Below are 24,933 nucleotides of genomic sequence, written 5' to 3'. Positions count from 1 at the left end.
CGCCACGAGATCGTCCGGTCCCGGTGCGTAGTCGCGCGATCGGCGGGTATGCCGCAGCGCCCGTACGGTGGAAGGGGATCAGATGTCCGAACGACACACCGCCCTGCGCTCGATGCACGACCTCGGCCTAGCCGCCTGGTTCGGCGGCTCGCTGATGGGGGCGCTCGGCGTCAACAGCGCGGCGACACAGATCAACGACTCGACCCAGCGGCTCCCGGCGGCCTCGGCGGGGTGGGCCCGGTGGACGCCGGTCAACGCGGCGGCGATCGGGGCGCACCTGGCCGGCGCGGTCGGCGAGCTGGCGACCGAGAGCCCCCGGATGCTCGCCCAGTCCGGGGTGGGCCGGATGAGCGCGGTGAAAACGGCCCTCACGGTCGGCGCGCTGGCGGTCACCGGCTACAGCCGGCTGCTCGGGATGCGGCTGGAGCGGGCGGGCGGCCCGTCGGTCGAGGGGACGACCGAACCGAACCCGCAGACGCCGGTTGACGTCGCCTCCTGCCAGCGCCAGATGAAGCTGCTCCAGTGGGCCGTCCCGGCGCTCACCGGCGCACTGGTGGTGGTCACCGCGTACATGAGCGAGCAGCAGAGGCCCGGCCAGGTGTTCCGGGGGATGCTCGGCCGGGTCGGCGGGCTGGCCAGCGCGCCGAAGGCGATCGGCAAGGTGGCGGCGATGGGCGCGGCCAAGCGCCAGCTCGCCATGTCCGGCCGCTGACCGCCCGCCGCTCGTGTCCCGCCGGCCACGGTCGGGGCATGAGCGGCGCGCGGGCCCGGGCGGGCGCGCCGCCCGGCCCGCGCCGTCGGTGCGCGCCTTCCCGGACGGCGGCACCGGCGGTGACCTGCCGGACAACGCCCGGGAGTCGGCGACCGGCCTGCGCACCGAGGGGGTCAGCCGCTGCGGCTGACCCCGGCGGGCGCGACGGCCGCCCGGCCGAGGAACTCGACCAACCGGGCGGCATCGCGCTGGGCCTGGCCGCCGCAGCAGTTGTTGAACAGCACGTGCAGCTCGTCGACGCCGTCGGCCAACTCGACGAGCAGCTGCGACCAGGCCCGCAACTCCCGCTCGCCGTAGGCGTACCGGAATTTTTCCTGCTTGTCGCCGCTTCCCCAGGCGGCGCTGTGGCCGTGGAACCGGACCACGGCCGGGTCGGCGGTGGCGACCAGGATCGGTGGCACCGACGAGGCGAACCCCTGCGGCATGTCCACGCAGACGAAGGAGATGTCGTGCTCGCGCAGCAGGCTCAGCGTGCGCAGCGCGGCCTCGTCGGTGAACCAGGAACCGTGCCGCAGCTCCACGCTCACCCGCCAGGGGCGTAGCCGCTCGGCCGTTTCGACGATGCGCCGCTCGGCGGCGCCGCCGCGCGCGAGCCACGGCGGGAACTGCAAGAGCACCACCCCGAGCCGGCCGGCCGCCGCGATCGGCTCCAGCGCCGCCCGGAACCGGTTCCACAACTCGTCGTACGCCTCGGCGGGCAGGTCCCGGCGGCGGACCCGGGACGGGCCGCCGGCCGGGCGTAGGTCCCGGGGCAGCGCCGAGACCGGCGTGGGGTGGCCGGTGAAGAGGCTGAACGCCTTGACGTCGAAGGTGAACCCCGGCGGGGTGGCGGCCACCCAGCCGGCGGTGGTCTCCGGCACGGGCACCGCGTAGTACGACGTGTCCACCTCGACCAGCCCGAACCGTTCGGCGTAGAAGCCGAGGCGGCCGGCGGGGGTGTTGACGGCGCGCGGGTACCACCCGGAGCGGAGCAGCGTCTGGTCGGCCCACGAGGACGTGCCCACCCTGATCTCGCCCATGTTGACAGTGGACCGCGCCGTGGGCAGATCGGCAACCGGAGGCAACCGGCCGGCGCACCGTCGGGGTGGGCGGGAGTGTCGGTGGGTCCGCATAGGTTGGTCGGACCTGATTAGGAAGGACGGTCGCATGACCAACTCCGTGCAGCTCCTCGCCGGCGAACGGGCCGACCTGTTGCAGGCCCTGCGCCAGCAGCGCGGGTTTCTGCGCAAGACCGTGGACGGCCTCACCGACGCGCAGGCCGCGCTGCGCAGCACCGTCAGCGAGCTCTGCCTCGGTGGCCTGATCAAACACGTCGCATTCACGGAGGCGACGTGGCTGCGGTTCGCCGTCGACGGCGCCGAGGCGATGCGGGCCGAGCCGGCGGACTGGTCCGCCGGATTCCGGATGGGCGACGACGACACCCTGGCCGCATTGCTGGACCGCTACGCCCGGGTGGCCGCCACGACCGAGGAGCTGATCGCCACGCTCGACCTGGACGCCGCCCACCCGTTGCCCCTCGCCCCCTGGTTCGAGCCCGGGGCGAGCTGGTCGGTGCGCCGGGTGCTGCTGCACGTGATCGCCGAGACGTCCCAGCACGCCGGGCACGCCGACATCCTCCGCGAGGCCATCGACGGCGCGAAGACCATGGGCTGAGCGCGCCCGGCGGGCGGTGGGCGCCCGTACCCGTTCGTCGACGCCGGGTCCCGACCCGCCGCCCGCCCTGCTCTTCGTCAGCGCAGCCCGGGGCGGCGGCCCCGGCCCGTCAGCGCCCGGTCCCGGCCGTACGCGTCAGCGTGCCCCCACCGGCCGGGGATGTCGAGCAGCTCGATTCGCCCGAAACCCTCCGGAATCGCCGGGTTGACCAGTAGGTTCTCCCCGCAGGGCGACAGCCCGAGGATGGTGCCGAGCAGCATCAGCAGCGCGCCCGAGGACCACGACTGGGGTCGGCCGGCGTGCGGCAGCTGGACCGGGTACCGGGTGAAATCACGGTGGTAGCCGGCGATCACCTCCGGCACCGGGCCGCCCAGCGTCCCCACCATGTCGAAGATCCCGGCCGCGATTCGGGCCGCCGCCTCGTCGTAGCCGTACCGGCGCAGGCCGGCCGCGACGATCGCGTTGTCCGACGGCCACACGGCGCCGAGGTGCAGGCCGACCGGGTTGTACACCAGCTGCCCGTCGGCCAGGGTGCGCACCCCCCACCCGGAGAACAACTGTGGCCCGACGAGGTGCCGGGCCACCGCCTCGGCCCGGTCCTCGGCGACGATGCCGCTCCACAGCAGGTGACCCATGTTGGAGGTGAGCGCGTCGAACGGCTCGCCGTCGGGCCCCAGGGCCAGCGCGTAGTACTCCCCGTGCGGCAGCCAGAAGTCCCGGTTGAACCGCGTCTTCAGCTCCGCCGCCTCCCGTTCCAGCCGATCGGCGTACGCCGGATCGCCCCAGAACTCGCGGGCCAGGCGTGCGCCGCGCCGCTTCGCGTCGTACGCGTACCCCTGTAGCTCGCAGGTGGCGCGGGGGAGCGCCGGCTCCCGGCCCTCGGCATCGACGATCGCGCCGGGCGAGTTCTTCCAGCACTGGTTGACCAGCCCGAAGCGGGTGTTGCGCCGCTGGTAGCGCACGTAGCCGTCGCCTGTCATGTCGCCGTACTCGTCGATCCAGTCCAGCGCCATCCGGGCGGTGTGGCGCAGTTCGCGGACCAACTCCGCGTCGCCGGACCAGCGCTCGTACTCGTCGAGCAGGATCACGAACAGCGGAGTGTTGTCCGCCGCGCCGTAGTGCAGGTAGGTGGGCGCCTCGCCGAAGACCGCACTCTCGCCGTAGCGGTACTCGGCGACGATCTTGCCAGGTTCCTCTTCGTGGTGGTCGTCGAGCTGGCCACCCTGGCCGAGGGCGAGCAGCCGCAGGGTGGCCGAGGCCAGCTCCGGGGTGAACGGGAGCGTCTCCAGGCAGGTGATCAGGGCGTCCCGGCCGTACAGCGCCATCGCCCACGGCAGGCCGCCCACCGGCAACCGGCCCCGGATCGACAGCGGTGCGAACCGCAGCGCGGCGAGGTCCGCCAGGCTCCCCTCGTACGCCTCGCGGAGCCCGTCGCGCTCGGCGACCAGTTCGGGGGCCCGCGCCCGCCAACGGCGTAGGTCCTCCCGCATGTCCCGGCGGATCCGCTCGCGGTGGGCCTCCAGGCTGGCTCGCAGGTCCCGGGCCCCGGCCCCCTGGATGATCATGACAATGTGCAGGTCGGTCGTCCACGAGCCGTTCGGGGGGACCCGGATCCGGAAGGTCATCCCGCTGGGGTCCACGTCAACCGGGGCGGTGGACGACACGACGGTCTCGCGGGTGAACCGCTCCCGCTGGTAGCGCAGCCGCAGCTCACCCTCGGCCGGCATCGGCGTGACGACGACCCGCCGCGCCCCCGGTTCCTTGATCTCGACGGTGTCGGCGAAGTCGGAGGCGATCTCCATCCGAACCGTGAACTCCGCCGGCTCGGCGGAGTGGTTGAGCACGACGATCCGCTCGTTGAAGCTGTCGTCGATGGACCGGTGCCGGATCACCGAGACGTCGGCGTCGACGTAGTGGCTCGCGGCGCCGGGAACGAGCACGAACTTGGTCTCGAAGTACGTCATCTCGTCGCGGGACAGCGCCTGCAGCCGCTGCCCGTCGACGGTGAGCACCCAGTGGGACAGGAACCGGGTGTCGAACGTGAAGAGCCCGACTGGCGCGCGCGGGTCGGGCATCATGTCGCCCTGCGCGTCGCTGATCGCGAAGGCGGTGCCGGTCAGAACGGACACGAGTTCCTGCTTCACTGCCGCTCACCCCGCTCCGGGGACCGGTCACGCCCCGACGCGTCGCGGGACGTCGGGGCCCGCTCGGCGGCGACCTGCCGGGGGTGGCGGGCGTCGGGCGGGCCGGGGAACAGCCGCCGCAGCAGCATCAGCAGCCGCAGGTCTCCTTGGGCGGTGATGTCGTTGCGGACCAGCGCCGCGCCGATGTGGGTGCCCTCGGCGACGATCCGGTCGAACACCTTGCGGTCCCCCGCGACGACGAGGTCCGCCGCCTCCGCCGACCGACTCACCCCGACCCGCTGGTCACCGATCGTGAGGAACCAGTGGTCGGTGCTGCCCTCGTCGCGGAGGTCCAGGCGCACCGTGCCGTTGATGGTCTCGGGGAGATTGTCGTGGCGGCCCGCGACGCAGCGGGACAGGTAGTCCGCAGCCGATGCGGTCATCAGCCCTCCCTCCCGGACGACACACGTCGTCTGCCGACCATCCCCGCGGTGTGGGTGATCCCGGCTCACCCGGTCCGGGTGAATCCGCCCTGGCCGGCTGGGTGCACGCTCCGCCTCGGACGGCGTCAGGAGGGGCCCCTCCTATGCGGAATGCGTCAGGCGGGCCCCTTCTTGCAGGAGAAGGCCGCGGACGTACCCGGCCTGTCCGACGTGCTGGAGGTCGTCCTCGGCGACGCTGACCAGCCGCACCCCGAGGGTCACCGGCGGGTCCCACGCCTCGTCGACCACCCGGTCCAGGTCCGCCGGCCGTAGCCCGGCCAGGAATCCCCGGGTCCGCTCCGCCACCGCGTCGTGGTAGTCGACGAGCACCCGGGCGTTCTCCGGCGCGACGCTGGCGACCCGATCCGGGTTGTGCGCGTAGCCGGTGTCGTCGGGGTCGGCGGCGAGCCCGAACCGGCCCGCCCAGTCGCCGGTGGCCCAGAGCTGCTCGGCGTCGAGCAGGTCTGCGACGTGGTGGTCCTGCACCCGGGTCAGGTGCCACACCAGCCAGCCCACCGGGTTCGCGCCGGGCGCGGGCGCGCGGCGAAGCTGCTCCGGGGACAGACCGTCGACCGCGGCGCGGACCAACGCGGGCAGCCGGCCGTAGGTCTCGGTCAGTACGTCGTTGATCTCCACGCGTTTCTCCTTCTGCCGGGTCTCCGGTCTCCCCGGCGGCCGGCACCCGACGGAGTCGTCCCCCTCGCCAGTACCGCACGAGCGGCCGGCCAAACCCCGCCGCCGGCTTGCGCGAATCCGGGCCAGTCGGTCCGGTGCCGGCTGATCGCGGCCGACGACGTCAGCACCTCGGCGCGCGCCGCCTCACCCGGGCCGTCGGGCCGGACCGCAACCCGGCCCGGCGGGTCGGGTCGCGGCGGGCGTTCTGCCATCATCGTCACGATGTCCACCACCCCGCCCGCACCGGTCTCCGCCCCCTCGGCGGGCCCGGGTGCCCCCGCGCGCGGCACCGTGCTCGAAGCGGTGCTGGAACGCGTCACGTACGTCAACGAGGAGACCGGGTACACCATCGCCCGCGTCGCCACCGACCGCTCCGGCGACGACCTGCTCACCGTGGTCGGTCCGCTGCCCGGCGCGCAGCCCGGGGAACGGCTGCGGCTGGTCGGCCGGTGGGGCTCGCACCCGAGGTACGGGCGGCAGTTCGAGGTGCACCAGTGCACCACCGTCCTGCCGGCGACGGTGCAGGGCATCGAACGCTACCTGGGGTCGGGACTGATCAAGGGCATCGGCCCGAAGATGGCCGCCCGGATCGTGGCCGCCTTCGGGGTGGACACGCTGCGGATCATCGAGGAGGAATCCGCCCGGCTGGTCGAGGTGCACGGCCTCGGCCGCAAGCGCACCGCCGCGATCGGCGCGGCCTGGCAGGAGCAGAAGGCCATCAAGGAGGTAATGGTCTTCCTCCAGGGCGTCGGGGTCTCCACCTCGCACGCCGTGCGCATCTTCAAGCAGTACGGCGACGAGTCCATCGCCGTCGTGCGCGACGACCCGTACCGGCTCGCCGCCGACGTGTGGGGCATCGGGTTTCGCACCGCCGACAGCATCGCCAAGGCCGTGGGCATCCCGCACGACAGCCCCCAGCGGGTACGCGCCGGCATCCGGTACACCCTCTCCGAGGCCGCCGACAGCGGGCACTGCTACCTGCCCGAGCCGAACCTGGTCGCCGACGCCGCGACGATCCTGGAGGTCCCGGCGGAGTTGGTCGCCGCCGGCCTCGCCGACCTCGTGGCCACCTCCGACGGCGTGGTCCGCGAGGCGGTGCCGAACCCGAGCAGCGAGGGTGCGGTCATTCCGGCCGTCTACCTGGTGCCGTTCCACCGGGCCGAGTCGGCCCTCGCGGCGAGCCTGGTGCGGCTGCTGGGTGACCGGGTGGACCGGATGCCCGCCTTCGCGGACGTGGACTGGGGGCGGGCGCTGGCCTGGCTGAAGGCGCGGACGGGGGCGGACCTGGCCCCCGAGCAGGAACAGGCGGTACGGCTGGCGCTGACCTCCAAGGTGGCCGTGCTGACCGGCGGCCCCGGCTGCGGCAAGTCGTTCACCGTCCGGTCGATCATCGAACTGGCGGCGGCGAAGAAGGCGAAGATCGTGCTGGCCGCGCCGACCGGGCGGGCGGCGAAGCGGCTCACCGAGCTGACCGGCCATCCGGCCACGACCGTGCACCGGCTGCTCCAGCTACGCCCCGGCGGGGACGCCACGTTCGACCGGGACAACCCGGTCGACGCCGACCTGATGGTGGTCGACGAGGCGTCCATGCTCGACCTGATCCTCGCCAACAAGCTGGTCAAGGCGGTCCCGCCCGGCGCGCACCTGCTGCTGGTCGGCGACGTGGACCAGCTGCCCTCGGTCGGTGCCGGCGAGGTGCTGCGCGACGTGCTCGCCGCCGAGAGCGTGCCCCGGGTCCGGCTGACCCGGATCTTCCGGCAGGCGCAGGAGTCGGGCGTGGTGGTCAACGCGCACCGGATCAACGCCGGCCAGGCCCCGGTCTTCGGCGAGCACCCCGACTTCTTCCTCTTCCCCAGCGACGAGCCAGAGGTGACCGCCGAGCAGGTGGTCGACATCGTGGCCCGGCGGATCCCGCGCCGGTTCGGGCTGCGTCCACGCGACGTGCAGGTGCTCACCCCGATGCTGCGCGGGCCGGCCGGCGCCGGGAACCTGAACACGCTGTTGCAGCAGGCGATCGCCCCGCACCGCGAGGACGCGCCGGAGCGACGGCACGGCGGCCGGGTCTTCCGGGTCGGCGACAAGGTCATCCAGGTCCGCAACAACTACGACAAGGGCGCCGCCGGGGTCTTCAACGGCACCGTCGGCGTGGTCACCGCCCTGGACCTCGACGACCAGACGCTGACCGTCCGCACCGACGAGGACGAGGACATCGGGTACGAGTTCCACGAGCTCGACGAGTTGCAGCACGCGTACGCGATCACCGTGCACCGGTCGCAGGGCAGCGAGTACCCGGCGGTGGTGGTGCCGGTGACCATGGGGGCGTACACGATGTTGCAGCGCAACCTGCTCTACACCGCCGTCACCCGGGCCCGGAAGCTGGTCGTGCTGGCCGGCTCCCGCAAGGCGTTGGCCATCGCGGTGCGTACGGCGGGCACCGGTCGCCGGCACACGGCGCTGACCCACCGGCTCTCCCCCGACCGGCCCTGACCCGCCACCCCGCAGGCGGCGCTACTCGGCGCGGGCCGCGCCGACGACTGCCCAGCGCTGCCCAACGCCCCGCCAGGCCCCGGAACACCACGTCCCGGGACCCACCGACGGGCGGTTCCAGCTCGGCTCCGGCCGCCACCGCCCGCCGAGCAGCAGCTGCGGGTCGGCCGGCGCGGCCGTATCGCCACCTCGGCTTACTCGGCGATCCTGGTACGGCCGGTCCAGCGGAAGACCACGGGCACGTCGCCGGCGATCCCGGCAAAGTCCCGCTCGAAGTGCTCGTAGCCCCCGTAGTGGCGTACCTTGATCTTGTGCTCCACCGGGGAGACCCGGTGACTGCGCAGCTCGGCCGGCAGGTTGGCGGGGCCGCCCTCCAGCACCACGTCGATGATGCCGGCGGCCTCGCCGTTGATGGTCCTGGCCGGCACGGACCGGACGATCCGGTCGTCATCGTTGACGAGGGGATCCGTCGTCCGGACAGTTGGGGCGGGATCGGAAACGTTCATCGCACGACCTCCGTCGCTCGTCGCTCCGCCAGGGACACACCGGTCACCACGGAGCGAATCACCGACGGGGCGACACCTGGTTCCGCGGCCACGGAACGGGCGGCGAGAGAACGCCTCCCGGCGGTCGGTGACGACCCCGTCCACCTCGAAAGTAATCCAGGTCACAGTCGACAAACACCCTTAGCAACCCCCTAACGGGGCGGTAGGCGCGGCGGACGCCCCCGGAGCAGGGCCCTCCTCTCACTCCCAGCGCACCCCGGTCACCTCGGGCAACGCGGCGAGAGCGAGTCCTCCACCGGGTCCAGCGGCCGGAAGTGCACCCGGTGCTCGGTGCCGACCCGGGAGAGCAGGCCTGACGGGGTGTCGATGGCCACGACCCGGCCGGTGTCGATGATGGCCAGCCGGTCACAGAGCCGCTCGGCCTCCCCCATGAAGTGGGTGACCAGCACCACCGTCACCCCCGGTCGCGGATGCGTTCGACCAGCTCCCAGGTGTCCCGCCGGCCCTGCGGGTCCAGCCCGGTGGTCAACTCGTCGAGGATGGCGATCTCGGGGCAGCCGACCAGCGCGAGGGCCACCGAGAGCCGCTGCTTCTGCCCGCCGGAGAGCTTGTGAGGGCGGTGTCGCGCTGGGCTGACAGACCGAGGTCGTTCAGCAGCTCGGCGATGTCGGCCCCGGTCCCGTCCGCCGGGGGCGGGGGTGCCGGCGGCCGGCGGATCGGCGGCCGGCGCGCGCCGGGCCGGGCGGCAGAGCGGCGGCAGTTCCCCAAGCCCGGCCAGGACGACGTCCGGGCCGGCGGCGAGCAGGGCCGGCGGTTCCGACCCCCGCAGCGCCGCGACCGCGACGACCCCGGCCGCGCGGGCGCTGGCCAGGTCGCTGGGCGCGTCGCCGACCATCAGGGCGTCGGCCGGCGCGACGCCGAGCAACTCCGGCGCACGATGTCCGGGGCCGGCTTCGGCCGGGCCACCTCGTCGGAGCCCACCACGTGGTCGACCAGCCGCAGCATGTCCAGCCGGCCCAGCAGGTTCGCCGACCACCTCGGCGTACGCGAGGGCGAACGCCTCGCGGGCCACGGCCAGGCTGTCGACCAGCACGCCGTCGAGGTCCAGGACGACCGCCCGGACTTCCCCGGACGACCCGGACCACCGCACCGGCCACCTCCCCCGTTCGCGCACGACACGCTCCGACGCCGGCCGTAGGGGTGGCCGGCCCCGGGGCGCCCCGACTAGCGTCGGGTCGTCCGGGACCCGCGTGCCGGGCCCACGGCGACGACGCGACCGGCCGGCGTCCCACCGAACCCTACCGGCGTGCGGGGCGGTCCGGCCCGGTCGGCGGATCCGCCGCGGCCGGGGTGGCACGGCGCCGCCACGGGGTCCGAGCCGCTGGAGAGGTGCGTCCACATGCCGCTGCTGAGCTGGCTGTCCGAGTCCGCCGACGACCGTCCGGACGCGATCCGGGTCGACGACCGGGCCGTGTCCTGGGTGGAGCTGCGCCGACTCGCCACGGCGGTGGCCGACGACCTGGTCGGCGTCGACCGGGTGGGCGTCGAGGCGACCCCCACCCTGGAGACGGTGGTCGGGGTGGTCGGCGCGCTCCTGGCCGGCGCGGCGGTCGTACCGGTGCCGCCCGACGCCGGGCCGATGGAGCGCGACCACATCCTGCGCGACTCCGGCGCGGTGGCGCTGCTGGCCCCGGCGGGGGGCGACGGGCCGGCCGACGGGGGCCCGCCGGTGGTCCCGGTCGACCTGGCGCGGCGGTCGGACACCGTCCACCCCGAGCCGGACCCGGCCGCCACCGCGTTGATCCTCTACACCAGCGGCACGACCGGGGCCCCGAAGGGCGCGGTGATCCCCCGAGGGGCGGTCGCCGCCTGCCTGGACGGGCTCGCCGACGCCTGGGCCTGGACGCCTGCGGACCTGCTGGTGCACGGGCTACCGCTGTTCCACGTGCACGGCCTGGTGCTGGGGGTGCTCGGGCCGCTGCGGCTGGGCAGCCGGCTGCACCACGTGGGCCGGCCGCGCCCCGAGCGGTACGCGGCGACGGGCGGCACGGTCTACTTCGGCGTACCCACGGTGTGGTCCCGGATCGCCGCGGACCCGGACTCGGCGCGGGCGCTGCGCCCGGCGCGGCTGCTCGTCTCGGGCAGCGCCGCCCTGCCGGCGGCGGTCTTCGCGGATCTCGCCGCGCTCACCGGCCACGAAATCGTCGAGCGGTACGGGATGACGGAGACCCTGATCACGGTGAGCGCGCGGGCGGACGGGCCGCGCCGGCCGGGGACGGTCGGCGTGCCGCTGCCCGGGGTGCGGACCCGGCTGGTCGACGAGCACGGCGCGGCGCTGCCGGCCGACGGGGTCGCGATGGGCGAACTCCAGGTCGCCGGCCCGACCCTGTGCGACGGGTACCTCAACCGGCCGGACGCCGACGCGGCCACCCGCACCCCGGACGGCTGGTTCCGCACCGGCGACGTCGCCACGGTCGCCCCCGACGGATGGCACCGGATCGTCGGCCGCGCCGCCACGGACCTGATCAAGAGCGGCGGGTACCGGATCGGGGCCGGCGAGGTGGAGGATGCCCTGCTGGCCCATCCGGGCGTCCGGGAGGCCGCCGTGGTCGGCACCCCGCACCCGGACCTCGGCCAACAGGTCACCGCGTACGTGGTGGGCGACGGGGTGAACGGGCCGGAGCTGATCGATTTCGTGGCCCGCCACCTGTCGGCGCACAAGCGGCCCCGCGAGGTCCGGCTGGTCGACGCGCTCCCCCGCAACGCCCTCGGCAAGGTGCAGAAGTCAAGGCTCGCGGCGGACTGAGGACACGGCGGCCCGGGGCGACCGCGCGGAGCGCCGGCCCGCCGCCTTCAGCCGGCGACCGCCGGGATGCTGATGGCGGTGAGCACCAGGCCCCGGTCGACCAGGAACCGGCCGGAGAAGGCGGTCACCGGGGAACCGCCGAGGACCGGGCCGGGCACCAGCAGGTGGGCGACGAACGCCCCGGCCGTGTCGACCACGATGTCCGCCTCGGCGAAGTCCAGCCACCGGCCGGTCAGCGGGAACCACGCCTTGTAGACCGACTCCTTGGCGCTGAACAGCAGGCGGTCCCAGCAAACCGTGGGGTGGTCGGCGGCCAGCGCGGCCGTGCGCGCCCGCTCGGCCGGCAGAGCGATCGCGTCGAGCACCCCCTCGGGCAGCGGCGCGTGCGGCTCGGCGTCCACGCCGAGGGTGGCGAACGCGGTGGTGCGGCCGAGGACCGCCGCACGGTAGCCCTCGCAGTGCGTCATGCTGCCGACGACCTCGGCGGGCCAGACCGGGGCGCCGCGCACACCCGAGACGATCGGCACCGGCGCGATGCCCAGCTCGCCCAGCGCCCGGCGGGCGCAGTGCCGCACGGTGGTGAACTCCCGGCGGCGCTTGTCGACCGCGTTGGCGACGAGCCGCTCCTCCTCGGGGAAGAGGCGCAGGCCGGCGGGATCGGTGAAGGACTCGGCCACCACCACGGCCGGGGGCAGGATCTGCTCGATCACAGCCGCCGATGCTAGGCCGCCGCGGCGGCCCGCGCCGCCCCGCCATCCGGCGCGACACGCCGATACGGGTGGAGGACTTCGGGGGCGGATGTCACTCTGGGGGGTGCCCCGGCCTGGTCGGCCGGGGGTGTGTAGTGGTCGTGGTCTTTTGGTCTGAGGAATGCGGGTAGCGATGCTCACTGGCAGGGTAGTGCGGTTCGACGAGGTGCGGGGCTACGGCTTCATCACTCCGGACGGTGGTGGAGACGACGTGTTCGTGCACGCCAACACGGTCGACGGCGACAAATGGGCGCTGGGGCCCGGTGTCCCGGTGGAGTACGAGGCGGTGGAGAACGAGCGTGGCCCGAAGGCGCTGACGGTGCGCGTGCTCGGGCCCGCCGTGGCGGGCGAGCGGGCCGCGCCGGTCCGGACGGTCGTACCGTCGACCGGGCGGGGCCAGGAGCCGGGCCTGGGTGGCGTCGAGGACGAGGAGGGGCTCTGCGACGTGCTGTCCGAGCGGTCCTTCGTCACCGAGACCACCGAGGCGTTGCTGATCTCCGTACCGGATCTGACCGGGGCGCAGATCGTCGCGGTGCGCGCCCGGATGCTGGCGCTGGCCCGGCGGCACGGCTGGGTGGAGGGCTGAGGCTTCCGCCTCCCCGGGCGGGCGGCGCGCATCCGGTGTCCTGCGGCGAACGCCGCCAGCGGCAGCGAGCGACGGCACGGGTTCCGCTCATCCGGCCGCGATGATCAGCGATTTCCTGAATCGGCCCAGCGCGCTGCGGGGCAGCTCGGCGACGAAGAAGACCCGGCGGGGCCGCTGGCCGGCGGACAGCTGGCGGCCCACGTGGTCGATGAGCACCTGGGCGGTGAGCCCTTCGGCGGCGACGACGTACACGGTGACCTGCTCGCCCTGCACGGCGTGCGGGATGCCGACCACGGCGGCGTCCGCGCACTCCGGGGTAGCTGAGCAGCACCTTTTCGACCTGCCCGGCGTGCACCCGGCAGGTGCGGCTGCGCACCACGTCGGTCCGCCGCCCGACTATCCGGTGCGAGCCGTCCGTCGCCACGGCGGCCAGGTCGCCGGTGGTGTGCCACCCGGAGGCGTTGGCGCGCCGCTCCCACCCGTCGACGTACCCGCTGAGCAGAGGCGGCCCCGGATGCTCAGCTCGCCGACCGACTCGCCGTCGGCCGCCACCGGCTGGTCCTCCCGGTCGAGGATCCGGGTTTCCACGCCCGGCAGGGGGCCCGGCGATCCCGGCGGCGCAGGGCGCGTCCGCCCGGCCACCCGGACCGCGTCGGGCCGGTCCGCGCCGGAGGACCGTAGCGCCGGCAGCAGTGTCATCGCCCTAACCTCTGTCGGGGGTGCTGACGAGTCTCGGCAGTGGCAGGGACATCGCGGCCACAGAACCCTCCGCGTCATGGGTGCGGGTAGCCCCATATCCGGCCGACTCCGCGTACTGCGGGGTGCCCCGAAATCAGGCTGCGCTATCGCCACGCACAGCCCCTAGCCGTGGCACCTCACGGTGCCGCGACACCGGGTTCCGCCTCCACCGGCGGGCGGGCGGGCCAGGCATGACCCCGGGCGGGCCACGGGCCGGTCGCAAGCGGCGGGCCGTGCCATCTCACAGACCGACACTCCTATGTCGTCGCGGCACGCCGACTGGGCCGGCAGCGAGTTCACCGCCGAGTCGCGCTCGCACGTGTCCGTGTATCGGCTCCCGTCGCCGCCGGACCCGGCGTAACCGCCCCACCCGCGCGCCGCACCCGGACATCGGACGTTCGGTCGGCGGCGTACGACGATCGACCCTTTCCATGTGCGCGCGTCTATCGACGACGGCTATCAAGTACGAATGACCAACGAGGTGACCATTCCTCTTTTGCCCTGCGCCTCCATCGACGAGATCGCCGCCTTCTACGAGGTGCTCGGTTTCCACACCACGTACCGGCAGCGCAAGCCCAACCCGTATGTGGCGTTGCGACGCGAGGACCTGAATCTGCACTTCTTCGAGATCGCGGGATTCGACCCGGAGCAGTCCTACGGCTCGTGCCTGGTGTTGACCTCGGACACGGGAACGCTCTACCGAGCCTTCGCGGTGGGCATGCGGGCCGCGTACGGCAAGGTGCTGGTCTCCGGGACGCCGCGGATGACCAGGCCCCGGGCGCGCCGGAACGCCGGCGGGCTAAGCGGGTTCAGCGTCGTCGACCCGGGCGGCAACTGGATCCGCATCACCCAGGACGCGGCCGTCGATCCCCCACCGGCGCCCACCGGTCGCCTGGCCAAGGCGCTGGCGAACGCCGTCGTGCAGGCCGACTCCAGAGGTGACGCCCGGCAGGCCGCCCGGATCCTCGACAGTGTGCTGGCCCGCTCCGAGTCGGACGACGACCCGGCCGCGCTGGTGGAGGTGCTCGTCTACCGCGCCGAGGTCGCGATGGTGCTGCACGACCCGGCCACGGCAGCCGAGATGCTGGCCCGCGTGGACCGCGTCGCGCTCACCACGGAGGAAGCCCGACGGGCGGCTGCCGCGCTGGAGACCGCAGCCGACCTGGCGGTGGCGCTGACGTAGCAGCGGCCGCGCGGGTCAGGGGACCAGGGCCGCCGTGCAGTACGCCAACAGGTCACCCGACGCGTGGGCGACCACGTCGCGGCGGGTGAACCAGCCGCCCGCAACGGCGGCGATGTCGTGCATCTGCTGCTCGCGCTGGCCAACTACCCCCGGCCGTGGATGGAGGTCCACCTGTCCAACGTGTGGGCCGGGAGAGCTTCCGGCACGACTCGGTGCTCGCCCCGCTGGCCAGCGGCGTCATCGTCGGGCTGGGCTCGCTGGGCTACCGGCTGGCCGCCCGCGCGCTGGTCGCCACGGTCGGCTGAGCCCACTCGAACGGTCCGCCCGAGACGGCCCAACCGGCTCTGGCGACCGATAGGGTCGCCCCGACTCGTCGTTCCCACCACTAAGGATGTTCCGTGCGGATTCCCATCATCGCCCTCAGCGTCATCCTGGCCGCCGTCTTCATGGTCGTGGGCGTGCAGAAGCTCGTCGGCGAACGCAGGATTCGCGAGCGGTTGGACCACCTTGGTGTCTCCGCCGGCCTCACCCGGATCGTCGGGGCGCTGGAACTGGCGGCGGTCGTCGGTCTGTTCGTCGGGCTGCTCTGGTCGCCGGCCGGGGTCGCGGCGGCAGTCGGCCTCGTCCCGCTGATGGTCGGCGCGGCGGTGTACCACGTACGCGCCCGGGATTCGTTCGCGGTGACGGCGATGCCCGTCGCGTTCGGGGTGGCCGCCGCCGCGCTCGCGATGCTGCACGTGCTCCAGGGCTGAGCTCCGGTGCCCGGACACGACGGCGTCGGCGTCGACATCGGCGGCACCAAGGTGGCGCTGCGCGCCGAGAAAATCGCGGTGGCCGATGCGGGATCGGCCGGGATCGTGCACGCGCGGACGTACGAGCTGGCTCTGACCTGGCCGGGGGGGCGTCGAAGGTCGACGTCGCGGCGCTGGCCGGTGCGGCCGACGCGCTGCGGGCGGAGTCCGGGCCGCGGTTCGCAGCGGTCGGGGTGGCGATGCCGGGCACCACCGACCCGGCCTGCCGGGTGTGGCCGGGCCGGCCGAGCTGGGCGGGACTGCGGGCCGATACGCTGCGCGGGCTCTTCCCCGGCAGCCGCACCGCCTGGGCCGACGACGGTGATCTCGCGGCGCTCGCCGAGGCCCGGCACCTCGGCGCGGAGGACGTCGTCTACCTGGGGGTCGGCACCGGCGTGGGCGGGGGCGTGGTGCTCGGCGGCCGACCGCTGCCGGCACCGGGCCGGGAATCTCCCGAGGTCGGTCATTTGGTCGTCGACGTCGACGGGCCCCGGTGCGACTGCGGTCGGCACGGGTGCCTCCAGGCCATCGCCTCCGGCCCGGCCACGTTGCGCCGGGCCGGCGCGGCCAGGGGCACCGAGGTGGGCTTCGCCGAGCTGCGCGACGGGCTTGAGCGGGACCGGCCGTGGGCCCACGACGCGGTTCGCCCCTCGGGTACGGCCGTCGCGGCGGCCGTGGTCAGTCTGGGCGAGCTGCTCGACCCGACAGTGGCGGTGCTGGGCGGCGGGTTCACCGCCGGGCTCCCCGGCTTCGTCGACCTGGTCGGGCGCGAGGTCGCCCGGCTCGCCCGGCCGGGCCGTCCGGCACCCGCCGTGCGGGCCGCCGCCCTGGGTGGGCTCTCCTCGCTGCACGGCGCGGTGGCGCTGGCCCGGGACCTGACCACGCCCCAACGAATCTGATTGGGCCCCGCCGTCGGCCGGCTCGCTGCGCGGCCGGCGGAGCGCTCGACCGGCCGATCGACCAGGCTCCCCTCCACGCCCCGGGCACCCCGCTTCCACCAGCGCGGATGGCCGGGATGGCCGGCACGGGAACGACCCAGGGGTGGGCATAGACTGCGGGCATGGGGCGGCAGGTGAGCGGCGGCGCACGCCCCGCGCTGCCTGCCGACCACAGCTGCTGGCGCTACGACGATCCGGCCGCCTTCGAGGCCACGGCCCGTGCGTTCCTCACCGCCGGCCTCGCCGTCGGCGAGGAGCTCTGGTACGTGACGGAGCGGGCCCAGGCCGAGGCCCGGGCGGGGCTGGCAGGCGAGCTGGACCGCTCGGTCCACGACCTGCTGGCCACCGCGCTGGCGCGGGCGGCCCCCCGGCCGGTCTGCGGGCGGCCGGTGTTCGAGGCGAGCCGGCTGCGCTTCGTCGATCACCGTTCTCTGCTGCTATTGAACGAGTACGCCCGATGAGGACGGACGCCGCAGCCGGGCACCGGGGTTACTTACACGACGCGGTCTACTACGATTCCGACGACGATCTGCTGGCCGTCACGGTGCCGTTCCTGCTCGCCGGGGTCAAGGCCGGGGAGCCGACCGTGGTGTCGCTGGGCGCGCGCAACTCGGCTCTGCTGCGGGGGGCGCTGCCCGCCGGCTGCGGGGTCATCTTCCTGGCCGGCGGCGACCTCTACGCCCGGCCGACCGCCGCCATCCGGTCCTACCGGGAGATGCTCGCCGGGTACGTGGCCGACGGGGCACGGCAGATCCGGATCGTCGGGGAACTGCCGTCGAGCGCCCTGGGGGTGACTTGGGACTGGTGGGCCCGGTACGAGTCGGCGACAAACCACGCGTACGACGATTTCCCGCTGTGGAGCTTGTGCGCGTACGACACCCGCAGCACGCCCGCGCCGGTGCTGCGGGACGTGGCGCGGACCCATCCCCGGCACGCCACCCCGGACGGGGGGCACATGCCGAGCCCCGGCTACACGGACCCGTTCACATACCTGCGGGAGAATCGGCCGGTGCCGCCCGACCCGCTCCAGTCGACGCCACCGGTGGTCGAGCTGTTCATGCCGACGGCGGCGCAGGCCCGCGCCGCCGTGTACGCCGCCGACGGGGGCCGGCTGCCTGCCGACGACGTCGAGGACCTGGTGGTGGCGGTCAGCGAGACGGTGACCAATGCGATGCGCCACGGCCGGCCGCCGGTCTGCCTGCGGCTGTGGGTGGGGACGGACCGGATGGTGGCGACGGTCAGCGACGGCGGGGACGGGCCGAAGGACCCGTTCAGCGGCCTGCTCCCGGTCGGCGACGGCACGGACGGCGGCCTCGGCCTGTGGATCACCTACCAGTCCTGCAACCACGTGACGGCGCACCGGGGGCCGGACGGCTACACGCTGCGGCTGACGGCGGGGAACCCGCACTTCGCCGCGTGAGGCCGCCCGGCCCGCCGGCTCACGGGATCGTCACCCCGTACGCGGCGAGGATCTCGTTGATCGGCTGGTAGTAGGTGGTGCCGCCGGTGGTGCAGTTGCCGCTGCCGCCGGAGAGGATGCCGACGATCTTGCCGGTGGCGGCGACGTAGAGCGGGCCGCCGCTGTCCCCGGGCTCGGCGCAGATGTTGGTGCGGATCAGCCCGGAGACCGAGCCCTCGGCGTAGTTGACCGTGGCGTTGAGCCCGGTGATCGAGCCGCACCGTACGCCGGTGGTGGAGCCGCTGCGGCAGACCGCCATGCCGACGACGGGCGGGGCGGTGCCGGTGACGGTCACCGTGCCGGGGTAGGTGTAGACCGCGCTCGGGTGGGCGATCGTCGTGGAGGTGTACCGGACGATGCCGTAGTCGTTGCCGGGGAAGCTGGTGCCGGCGCGGGAGCCGAGCACGCTGGTGCCAGCGCTGTTGGCGTACCAGGTGGCGGCGATCGTCGTGCAGTGGCCGGCGGTGACGAAGTAGTAGGTGCTGCCGCTGCGGACGTTGGCGCCGAGCGAGCAGCGCCCGCCGCCGGCGGCATAGATGGCCTGCCCGCCGGCGATGAGGGTGCTCAGCCGACCCGGCTCCCGGCGGACCACGGCGCCGGTGGCGGCCAGGCGGGCGCGCAACGCGGCCAGTTCCCTGTCGCTGACCGTGTCGTCGGCGGCGACGGTGGTCCGGCCGGTGGCCGGGTCCACGGTCCACGCGGTTCCGGCCGGCGCGGCGGCGGCGAGGACCTCGACGGACGTGCCGGGCAGCGCGGCGGGGGCGGCATGGGCGACCGCCGGCGGCACGAGCAGGGGGATGGCGAGCAGGAGGGCGAGCAGGGGGAAGCGGCGCATCCGGACCTCCATGTATCGGCATGCGTAGATGCTTACAGCTTCTCGCCCGGGCCCGCCCGGTTCAAGCACCGCGGCGCTCGGCGATTACCACCGAGATGCCGTCGAGCACCCGTTGCAGGCCCCACTCGAACGCGTGCTCCGGCCCGTAAGCCGCGCCGTGCGCCTCGCCGGCCGCGGTACCGACCCGGGCGGCCGTCGGGTAGCTGCCCGACTTCATGAAGTGCTCCAGCCAGGGGGCGTGCGACTGCCACCACTGGCCGTCCGTCATGCCGGTCTCGCGCTCCAGGTTCACCACGTCCAGCTCGGCGCGCGCCGCGCTCCGGACGTGGCCGAGGACCAGGGTGAGCACGGCGTCCATCTCGACGTCGTCGAGGCCGATGCCGGCCACGGCGCCGAGCTCGTAGTCGTACTTGGCGAGCAGGTGGGGGCCGAGGACCGGCCGGCTCGTCTCGGCCCGCAGCAGCCACGGGTGGGCGCGGTAGAGCCGCAGGTTCTCCCGGGCGATGCTCTCCAGCCGGGCCCGCCAGCCGCCGGGCACGTCGACCGGGCGGCTCATCTCGCCGTAGAGCGTGTCGACCATGACGTCGAGCAGTTCGGTTTTGCCGGGCACGTACGTGTAGACCGACATGGTCCCGACCCCCAGCGCCTCGCCGACCCGGCGCATGGTGAGCGCGTCGATCCCTTCGGCGTCGGCGATCTCGATCGCCGCTCGGACGATCCGGTCGACGCTGAGCCCCGGCCCCGCGCTGCGGCTCGCCGGCTCCCGGGTACGCCAGAGGATGGCCAGGCTGCGGGCGGGATCGACCCTGCCCTTGCGCGCGTTCGACATAGTGCCGCCATCGTACCTTCCCTGCCGTACCGCGTACGGGACCGAGCGGCGCGGGCGTCCAGTCCTCGGCAGGTCGAGCCGTTCAGTCCCTCGGCAGGTCGAGCAGCGCGTCCGCCGGGTCTCCGCTTGGCGGCCCCGCCGGCCACCAGTCCCCCGAACGCCCGCGGAACGGGTACCAGCGGCCGTCCCGGCCGTAGCGCACCTGCGCGTAGCGGCCGACGGTCCACCGGTTGCGCCAGTTCCTGACCTCGGGCGCGGCCCCCTCGCCCTGGGCCGCCGCGCGCAGCGCGTCGGTGGCCCGGGCGACCAGTTCCCTCGGCGGGCTGAACACCGCGTCGACGACGTCCACGCCGGCCGCGCCGGCGTACTCCCAGGCGCGGACGGCCCGGGGCAGCTCCACGGCCCGGCCGCTGGCCTCGCCGAGCCGCTCCGCGGCCGGGGAGCGGGGCATCCGGGCGGCCAGCCGCACCGCGTCGGACCAGGCGTCGGGCTCGGGGGCCAGCAGCTTTGCCCCGGTCGAGGCGAGCAGCTGCCGGGCCCGGGACGCCGCGTCGGCGACGAGCACCCCCAACGCCTCGGCGTCGATGCCGGCCGCCTCGTGCTCGGCGAGCAGCGGGGCGAGGGCCAGCGGCTCGCCGGTCACCGGCCCGGGAGGCGCGGGCAGCGCGACGGGCGGCGCGGCGTACGCCTCCTCGGCCGGGGTCCCCGCCGGGCCGTCGGCGGCGTCGACGGCGATGGACCGGCGGGCGTTGCGCCGCCGCAGGTCCTCGATCAGCTCCACCTCACCCCGCCCGCGCATCAGCAGCAACACGAACGGGTCCCGGTCGAGCAGCCACGCCGCCTGGTACGCCAACGCGGCGGCGTGCCGGCACGGGTGATCCCAGGACGGGCAGTCGCACTCCGGTTCGAGGTCGCCGTAGCCGGGCAGCAGGCGCACCCCGGCGTCGTCGGCGGTGTTCACCAGATCGTGCGGCATGTCCCGGTCGAGCAGGGCGGCGATGTGCCCGGCTTTCGCGGCGACCTTGTCGAGCAGCCGGTCCCACTCGGCCTCGGAGAGGGTGCCGATGCGCACGAGCGTGTCGTGCGGGGTGTACTGGTCGCCGTCGTGCACCGCGGCGGAGATCCGGCCCGGGCTGACGGTGACCGGCCCGACCTGGCCGGCGAAGGCATACCGGCGGCCCTTCCTGAGCTGCTCCGGGTCCAGCGCGGTGCGCTCCATCGCCTCGATCCAGGCGTTGCCCCACCAGGTGTCGGCGAACTTCTTGCCGATCCGCCTACCCGGGCCGAACCTCGGGAAGCTGCGCGCCCGCCGCTCGTCCCCGTCCCAGGACGCCTCGTCGTCGGGCTCCCGCTCGTCGTCGGGCTCGTCGAAGTCGAAGTCCACGTCGCGGCTCCTCATCCCTCGTCGCCCAGCCGCACGAGCCGGAGCAGCTCGGCGTCGGAAAGCTCGGTCAGGGCGCTCTCGCCGCCGGTGAGCACCGCGTCGGCCAGCTCCCGCTTGGACACCAGCAGGGCGGCGATCCGGTCCTCCAGGGTGCCCTGGGCGATCAGCCGGTGCACCTGCACCGGCTTGGTCTGCCCGATCCGGTACGCGCGGTCGGTGGCCTGCTCCTCCACGGCCGGGTTCCACCACCGGTCGTAGTGGATGACGTGGTCGGCCCGGGTCAGGTTGAGGCCGGTGCCGGCCGCCTTGAGCGAGAGCAGGAACACCGGCACCTCGCCGGCCTGGAACCGGCGCACCATCTCCTCTCGCTGCGGCACGGGCGTGCCGCCGTGCAGGAGTTGCGCCGGCACGCCCCGCTCGGCCAGGTGCCGCTTGAGCAGCCGGGCCATCTGGACGTACTGGGTGAAGACCAGCGCGCCGCCCTCCTCGGCGAGGATGGTTTCCAGCAGATCGTCGAGGAGGTGCAACTTCTCCGACCGGCCGGTGAGCCGGCCGTGTGGCTCCTTCAGGTAGTGCGCCGGGTGGTTGCAGACCTGCTTGAGGCCGACCAGCAGCTTGAGCACCAGGCCCCGGCGGGCGATGCTGGTGGTGCTGGCCCGGATCTCGGCCAGCACGTCGTCGACCACCCGCTGGTAGAGGGCTGCCTGCTCGCCGGTGAGCGGGACGAGGTGGTCGGTGACGGTCTTCGGGGGCAGCTCGGGGGCGATCCCGGGGTCGGACTTGCGCCGCCGCAGAAGGAACGGGCGGACCAGCCGGGACAGCCGCTCGACGGCGGCGCCGTCGCGGTCCACCTCGATCGGCCGGGCCCAGGTCGCCCGGAACGCGGCGACCCGGTCCAGCAGGCCGGGGGTGGTCCAGTCGAGAATGGCCCACAGCTCGGAGAGGTTGTTCTCCACCGGCGTGCCGGTGAGCGTGACCCGGGCCCGGGCGGGGATCGCCCGCAGCGCCTTCGCGGTGCCGCTGAGCCGATTCTTGACGTACTGCGCCTCGTCTGCGATCACCATGCCCCACTCGTGGCCGGCGAGGCTGCCGGCGTCGACGCGCATCGTGCCGTAGCTGGTCAGCACGAACCCGTCGGTCAGGCCGTCGAGGGACCGGTCGGTGCCGTGGAACCGGCGGACCGCGGTGCCGGGGGCGAACCGCCGGATCTCCCGCTCCCAGTTGCCGAGCACCGACGCGGGGCAGATCACCAGGGTGGTCCCGGCGGTCGCCGGATCCGCCTGGCGGCGCAGGTGCAGCGAGATGACGGTGACGGTCTTGCCCAGGCCCATGTCGTCGGCGAGGCAGCCACCGAAGCCGAGTGAGGTCATCCGCTCCAGCCAGCGCAGGCCGCGTAGCTGGTACTCGCGCAGGGTGCCGTCGAGCCCCTCCGGCGACGCCAGCGGCTCGGGGCCACCGTCGGGCTCGGCGATCCGCTCGCGCAGCGCGCCCAGCCAGCCGTCGGTGACCACCTCGACCCGCTCGCCCTCGACCTCGGTGCTGGCGATCAGCGTCGCGGCCAGGGCGTCGTACGCCTTGCGTGGCGCGAGCTGCCGCTCGCGGGCCTTGCGGGCCAACTCCGGCCCGACGGCCACCCACCGGTCCCGCAGCCGGACGATCGGCCGGGACTTCGCCACCAGGTCCATCTCGGCGTCGGTCAGCGCGTTGCCGGCCAGGGTGAGCTGCCAGCACAGCGGCATCGGCGCGGCGGAGCGGAGGAATTCCGCCACCTCGGCGGGCCGCTCCGGCGGGGAGCTGACCAGCACCCGGGCGGCCAGCTCGCGGCAGAGCTGCGGCGGCCACTCGATGTCGATGCCGGCGGCGACAAGCCGCGCCTCGGCACCGTCGAGCAGCTCGACCAGGTCCTCGTCGAGCAGCTCCAGCTCGACGGGCGCGGCGGAGTCGAGGAGCCGTTCCAGCGGCGGCCACACGGCGGCGGCGCGGCGCACGGCGCGCATCGCCTCCAGGGTGGCTCCGTCGCCCAAGCCGTGCTCGTCGCCCTCCCACAGGGCCGCCGCGTCGCTGACCACCGTCGGGTCGGCGAGGCTGCGCAGCCGCACCACGGCGGCCAGCGGCGCGGCGGCGAGGTCACCCCGGCCCTGCAACCGCAGCGCCACCCGCAGGCCGGTGTCGACGCCGGCGGAGACGTCCCGCGCCCAGTCGCGCAGGTCGTCCGCCGGCTCGGGCTCCAGGCTGGTGAACCGGGCGTCGCCGGTCAGCCACGTCGCGGCCGGGGTGCGCGGCAGGGTGTCGGCCACCGCGTCGAGGAAGGCGCGGACCAGCGCCTCCGGCTCGGGCAGGACGAGTTGTTCGGCGCCGGGGTCGACCGGGACCGCCCGGGCCTCGGGCGGCATCGCCGCCGCGAGTGCGCGGAGGCGTGCCACGTCGGCGACGTCGAACGGGCCCACCCGCCAGGCGTCCCAGCCCTGCGGGGAGACGCCGGGCAGGATCCGCCCCCGGGCGGCGAGGTGCAGGCCGGTGACCGCCACCGCCGCCCAGAACGCGGCGGCGGGGGTGAGGTCGTCGGCGTGGCGCAACGCGACGAGCTGCCGGACCGCGTCGCCGACCGGGACGACGCAGACCGGGACCGTCCACGCCGCCACGGGGCCGTCGAGGGGCAGGGCGAGGTCCAGCTCCGCACCCTCCCCCAGCGCGTCGAGCTCCTCGGGCAACGCGTGCCCGGCGGGGTCGAAGAAGCTGACCGTGCCGGTCCGGGGCGGGTCGCCCGGCTCGAAGACGACCGCGAACCGCCCGAGTCGCACTGGGCCTCCTCAGTGATCGGACGGGCGACGGCCGCCCGTGGGGTGACAACCTAGCGTACGCCGTACCGTAGGTTACACGCCCGACGCGCGACGGTCGGGCCGCTACCGGCCGATGGCCGCGTATCGGGCCTCCGTGGCGGCCTTCTGCGGCCCCCACCACCACTCGTTGTGCCGGTACCAGTCGATGGTGACGACCAGCCCCTCGGCCAGGTCGGGGTGCCGGGGCCGCCAGCCGAGTTCCCGGCGGATCCTGGAGCTGTCGCAGGCGTAGCGCAGGTCGTGGGCGGGCCGGTCCGGCACCCGGTCGAAGTCGTCGGCGGGCCGGCCCAGCAGGGTCAGGGTCAGCTCCAGCAGGGCCCGGTTGCTCCACTGCGCCCCGGAGCCGATCAGGTACGTTTCCCCGGGGGCCCCCGCGTCGAGGATCAGCAGGACGGCGTCGTTGTGGTCGTCGACGTGGGTCCACTCCCGCACGTTCGCGCCGGTGCCGTAGAGCTTGGGCCGCTGCCCGCGCAGGACGTTGGTGATCTGCCGGGGGAGGAACTTCTCCACGTTCTGGTACGGCCCGTAGTTGTTCGCGCAGTTCGACAGCGTCGCCCGCAGCCCGTACGACCGGGCCCACGCCCGGACCAGCAGGTCCGAGGCCGCCTTCGTCGCCGAGTACGGGCTGGACGGATCGTACCGGGTCTCCTCGGTGAACGCCCCGCCCCCGTGCAGCGGCAGGCTGCCGAACACCTCGTCGGTGGAGACGTGGTGCAGCCGCCGGTCGTGCCGGCGGACCGCCTCCAGCAGCACGAACGTGCCCTCGACGTTGGTACGCAGGAACGGGGTCGGGTCCTGCAACGAGTTGTCCACGTGGGACTCGGCGGCGAAGTGGACCACCGTGTCGCAGTCCTGGACGAGGGCGTCGACCAGGTCGACGTCGCGGACGTCGCCACGGACGAAGGTGATCCGGTCTGCCACCTCGGCGAGGCTGGCCCGGTTCCCGGCGTAGGTGAGCGCGTCGAGGACGGTCAGCCGCAGGCCCGGCCGGGCGGCCAGCGCCCGGCGGACGAAGTTCGCGCCGATGAACCCCGCACCCCCGGTGACAAGCAAGTGCTCCATGCCGCGACGCTAACCGACCCGGGTCGCACCCGGGC

General features: G+C 74.3%; 23 protein-coding genes and 5 pseudogenes. 12 read left to right on the top strand and 16 right to left on the bottom strand.

Going from position 1 to position 24,933, the window contains the following annotated elements:
- The first annotated feature begins 82 nt into the window (after nt 1–82).
- Entirely contained in the window at nt 83–712 is a 630-nt protein-coding gene (locus E1258_RS12105) for a hypothetical protein (protein WP_132399632.1), read from the top strand.
- A gap of 173 nt (nt 713–885) precedes the next feature.
- On the opposite strand, the gene E1258_RS12100 is transcribed toward E1258_RS12105, so the two are convergent.
- A complete protein-coding gene (locus tag E1258_RS12100; RefSeq protein ID WP_132399630.1) occupies nt 886–1,791 on the bottom strand; it encodes a DUF72 domain-containing protein in 906 nt (301 codons plus the stop codon).
- A gap of 127 nt (nt 1,792–1,918) precedes the next feature.
- Between E1258_RS12100 and E1258_RS12095 the strand changes: the two genes are divergently transcribed.
- A complete protein-coding gene (locus E1258_RS12095; protein ID WP_132399628.1) occupies nt 1,919–2,425 on the top strand; it encodes a DinB family protein in 507 nt (168 codons plus the stop codon).
- Between the two features lie 77 nt (nt 2,426–2,502).
- Here E1258_RS12095 and E1258_RS12090 read toward each other — a convergent pair whose 3' ends face one another.
- From E1258_RS12090 to E1258_RS12080, 3 genes are all read right to left on the bottom strand, one after another.
- A complete protein-coding gene (locus tag E1258_RS12090; protein ID WP_132399626.1) occupies nt 2,503–4,569 on the bottom strand; it encodes a glycogen debranching N-terminal domain-containing protein in 2,067 nt (688 codons plus the stop codon).
- Nucleotides 4,566–4,991, bottom strand: a complete 426-nt coding sequence (locus E1258_RS12085) for an SCP2 sterol-binding domain-containing protein (RefSeq protein WP_132399624.1) — start codon at nt 4,989–4,991, stop codon at nt 4,566–4,568. The genes E1258_RS12090 and E1258_RS12085 overlap by 4 nt, the downstream gene beginning before the upstream one ends.
- Nucleotides 4,992–5,132: 141 nt before the next feature.
- Nucleotides 5,133–5,666, bottom strand: coding sequence for a DinB family protein (locus E1258_RS12080; RefSeq protein WP_132399622.1), 534 nt, complete (start codon nt 5,664–5,666; stop codon nt 5,133–5,135).
- A 261-nt stretch (nt 5,667–5,927) separates the two neighbouring features.
- On the opposite strand from E1258_RS12080, the gene E1258_RS12075 reads away from it, so the two are divergent.
- On the top strand, nt 5,928–8,192 hold the full coding sequence (locus E1258_RS12075; RefSeq protein WP_132399620.1) for an ATP-dependent RecD-like DNA helicase: 2,265 nt from the start codon (nt 5,928–5,930) through the stop codon (nt 8,190–8,192).
- Nucleotides 8,193–8,386: 194 nt separating this feature from the next.
- Here E1258_RS12075 and E1258_RS12070 read toward each other — a convergent pair whose 3' ends face one another.
- The 3 genes and pseudogenes from E1258_RS12070 to E1258_RS35810 all read right to left on the bottom strand — a co-directional run.
- On the bottom strand, nt 8,387–8,698 hold the full coding sequence (locus tag E1258_RS12070) for a DUF5988 family protein (protein WP_243715377.1): 312 nt from the start codon (nt 8,696–8,698) through the stop codon (nt 8,387–8,389).
- A gap of 240 nt (nt 8,699–8,938) precedes the next feature.
- Nucleotides 8,939–9,370: pseudogene (locus E1258_RS12065) on the bottom strand (ATP-binding cassette domain-containing protein); the annotation flags it as partial.
- 145 nt (nt 9,371–9,515) lie between these two features.
- Nucleotides 9,516–9,593: pseudogene (locus E1258_RS35810) on the bottom strand (phosphoglycolate phosphatase); the annotation flags it as partial.
- Between the two features lie 42 nt (nt 9,594–9,635).
- On the opposite strand from E1258_RS35810, the gene E1258_RS35805 reads away from it, so the two are divergent.
- Together E1258_RS35805 and E1258_RS12055 are read left to right on the top strand one after the other, a co-directional pair.
- The gene (locus E1258_RS35805) at nt 9,636–9,896 is read left to right on the top strand and encodes a hypothetical protein (protein ID WP_371688604.1); all 261 of its coding nucleotides are present in this window, start codon (nt 9,636–9,638) and stop codon (nt 9,894–9,896) included.
- A gap of 201 nt (nt 9,897–10,097) precedes the next feature.
- Entirely contained in the window at nt 10,098–11,504 is a 1,407-nt protein-coding gene (locus E1258_RS12055; protein ID WP_132399618.1) for an acyl-CoA synthetase, read from the top strand.
- 47 nt (nt 11,505–11,551) lie between these two features.
- On the opposite strand, the gene E1258_RS12050 is transcribed toward E1258_RS12055, so the two are convergent.
- Nucleotides 11,552–12,214, bottom strand: coding sequence for a 4'-phosphopantetheinyl transferase (locus tag E1258_RS12050; RefSeq protein ID WP_132399616.1), 663 nt, complete (start codon nt 12,212–12,214; stop codon nt 11,552–11,554).
- A 172-nt stretch (nt 12,215–12,386) separates the two neighbouring features.
- Between E1258_RS12050 and E1258_RS12045 the strand changes: the two genes are divergently transcribed.
- Nucleotides 12,387–12,839 (top strand): cold-shock protein, encoded by a 453-nt coding sequence (locus E1258_RS12045; protein ID WP_132399614.1) that lies wholly within the window; start codon nt 12,387–12,389, stop codon nt 12,837–12,839.
- Between the two features lie 87 nt (nt 12,840–12,926).
- Here E1258_RS12045 and E1258_RS34645 read toward each other — a convergent pair.
- A pseudogene (locus tag E1258_RS34645) lies at nt 12,927–13,148 on the bottom strand (AMP-dependent synthetase); the annotation flags it as partial.
- An 87-nt stretch (nt 13,149–13,235) separates the two neighbouring features.
- Complete coding sequence (locus tag E1258_RS34640; RefSeq protein ID WP_243715375.1) at nt 13,236–13,538, bottom strand: hypothetical protein; 303 nt, start codon at nt 13,536–13,538, stop codon at nt 13,236–13,238.
- Nucleotides 13,539–14,046: 508 nt separating this feature from the next.
- On the opposite strand from E1258_RS34640, the gene E1258_RS12030 reads away from it, so the two are divergent.
- On the top strand, nt 14,047–14,760 hold the full coding sequence (locus E1258_RS12030; protein WP_132399612.1) for a VOC family protein: 714 nt from the start codon (nt 14,047–14,049) through the stop codon (nt 14,758–14,760).
- Between the two features lie 15 nt (nt 14,761–14,775).
- Here E1258_RS12030 and E1258_RS33265 read toward each other — a convergent pair whose 3' ends face one another.
- Nucleotides 14,776–14,931: a hypothetical protein gene (locus tag E1258_RS33265; protein WP_165949733.1), complete on the bottom strand. Its 156-nt coding sequence runs from the start codon at nt 14,929–14,931 to the stop codon at nt 14,776–14,778.
- Between E1258_RS33265 and E1258_RS12025 the strand changes: the two are divergent.
- The 5 genes and pseudogenes from E1258_RS12025 to E1258_RS12005 form a co-directional block, all read left to right on the top strand.
- A pseudogene (locus tag E1258_RS12025) lies at nt 14,893–15,065 on the top strand (type II 3-dehydroquinate dehydratase); the annotation flags it as partial. The gene E1258_RS33265 and the pseudogene E1258_RS12025 overlap by 39 nt on opposite strands.
- Before the next feature lie 93 nt (nt 15,066–15,158).
- A complete protein-coding gene (locus E1258_RS12020; RefSeq protein WP_132399610.1) occupies nt 15,159–15,512 on the top strand; it encodes a DoxX family protein in 354 nt (117 codons plus the stop codon).
- Nucleotides 15,513–15,518: 6 nt separating this feature from the next.
- Nucleotides 15,519–16,450: pseudogene (locus E1258_RS12015) on the top strand (ROK family protein).
- Between the two features lie 161 nt (nt 16,451–16,611).
- Entirely contained in the window at nt 16,612–16,950 is a 339-nt protein-coding gene (locus E1258_RS12010; RefSeq protein WP_132399606.1) for an MEDS domain-containing protein, read from the top strand.
- Entirely contained in the window at nt 16,947–17,909 is a 963-nt protein-coding gene (locus tag E1258_RS12005; RefSeq protein ID WP_132399604.1) for a sensor histidine kinase, read from the top strand. The genes E1258_RS12010 and E1258_RS12005 overlap by 4 nt, the downstream gene beginning before the upstream one ends.
- Before the next feature lie 19 nt (nt 17,910–17,928).
- Here E1258_RS12005 and E1258_RS12000 read toward each other — a convergent pair whose 3' ends face one another.
- The 5 genes from E1258_RS12000 to rfbB form a co-directional block, all read right to left on the bottom strand.
- Nucleotides 17,929–18,783 carry a S1 family peptidase gene (locus E1258_RS12000; protein WP_132399602.1) on the bottom strand — a complete coding sequence of 285 codons (855 nt, stop codon included), beginning with the start codon at nt 18,781–18,783 and terminating at the stop codon, nt 17,929–17,931.
- A 61-nt stretch (nt 18,784–18,844) separates the two neighbouring features.
- A complete protein-coding gene (locus E1258_RS11995; protein WP_132399600.1) occupies nt 18,845–19,612 on the bottom strand; it encodes a TetR/AcrR family transcriptional regulator in 768 nt (255 codons plus the stop codon).
- A gap of 82 nt (nt 19,613–19,694) precedes the next feature.
- Entirely contained in the window at nt 19,695–20,996 is a 1,302-nt protein-coding gene (locus E1258_RS11990; RefSeq protein WP_243715373.1) for an SWIM zinc finger family protein, read from the bottom strand.
- Nucleotides 20,997–21,007: 11 nt separating this feature from the next.
- Nucleotides 21,008–23,797 carry a DEAD/DEAH box helicase gene (locus E1258_RS11985; RefSeq protein WP_132399596.1) on the bottom strand — a complete coding sequence of 930 codons (2,790 nt, stop codon included), beginning with the start codon at nt 23,795–23,797 and terminating at the stop codon, nt 21,008–21,010.
- Nucleotides 23,798–23,899: 102 nt separating this feature from the next.
- Entirely contained in the window at nt 23,900–24,898 is a 999-nt protein-coding gene (rfbB, locus tag E1258_RS11980; protein ID WP_132399594.1) for a dTDP-glucose 4,6-dehydratase, read from the bottom strand.
- Nucleotides 24,899–24,933 lie beyond the last annotated feature (35 nt).

Source organism: Micromonospora sp. KC207, from assembly GCF_004348615.1.
Taxonomy (GTDB): domain Bacteria; phylum Actinomycetota; class Actinomycetes; order Mycobacteriales; family Micromonosporaceae; genus Micromonospora.
The sequence above is the reverse complement of the archived record's forward strand: the minus strand, read 5'-3'. Positions and strand labels throughout refer to the sequence as shown.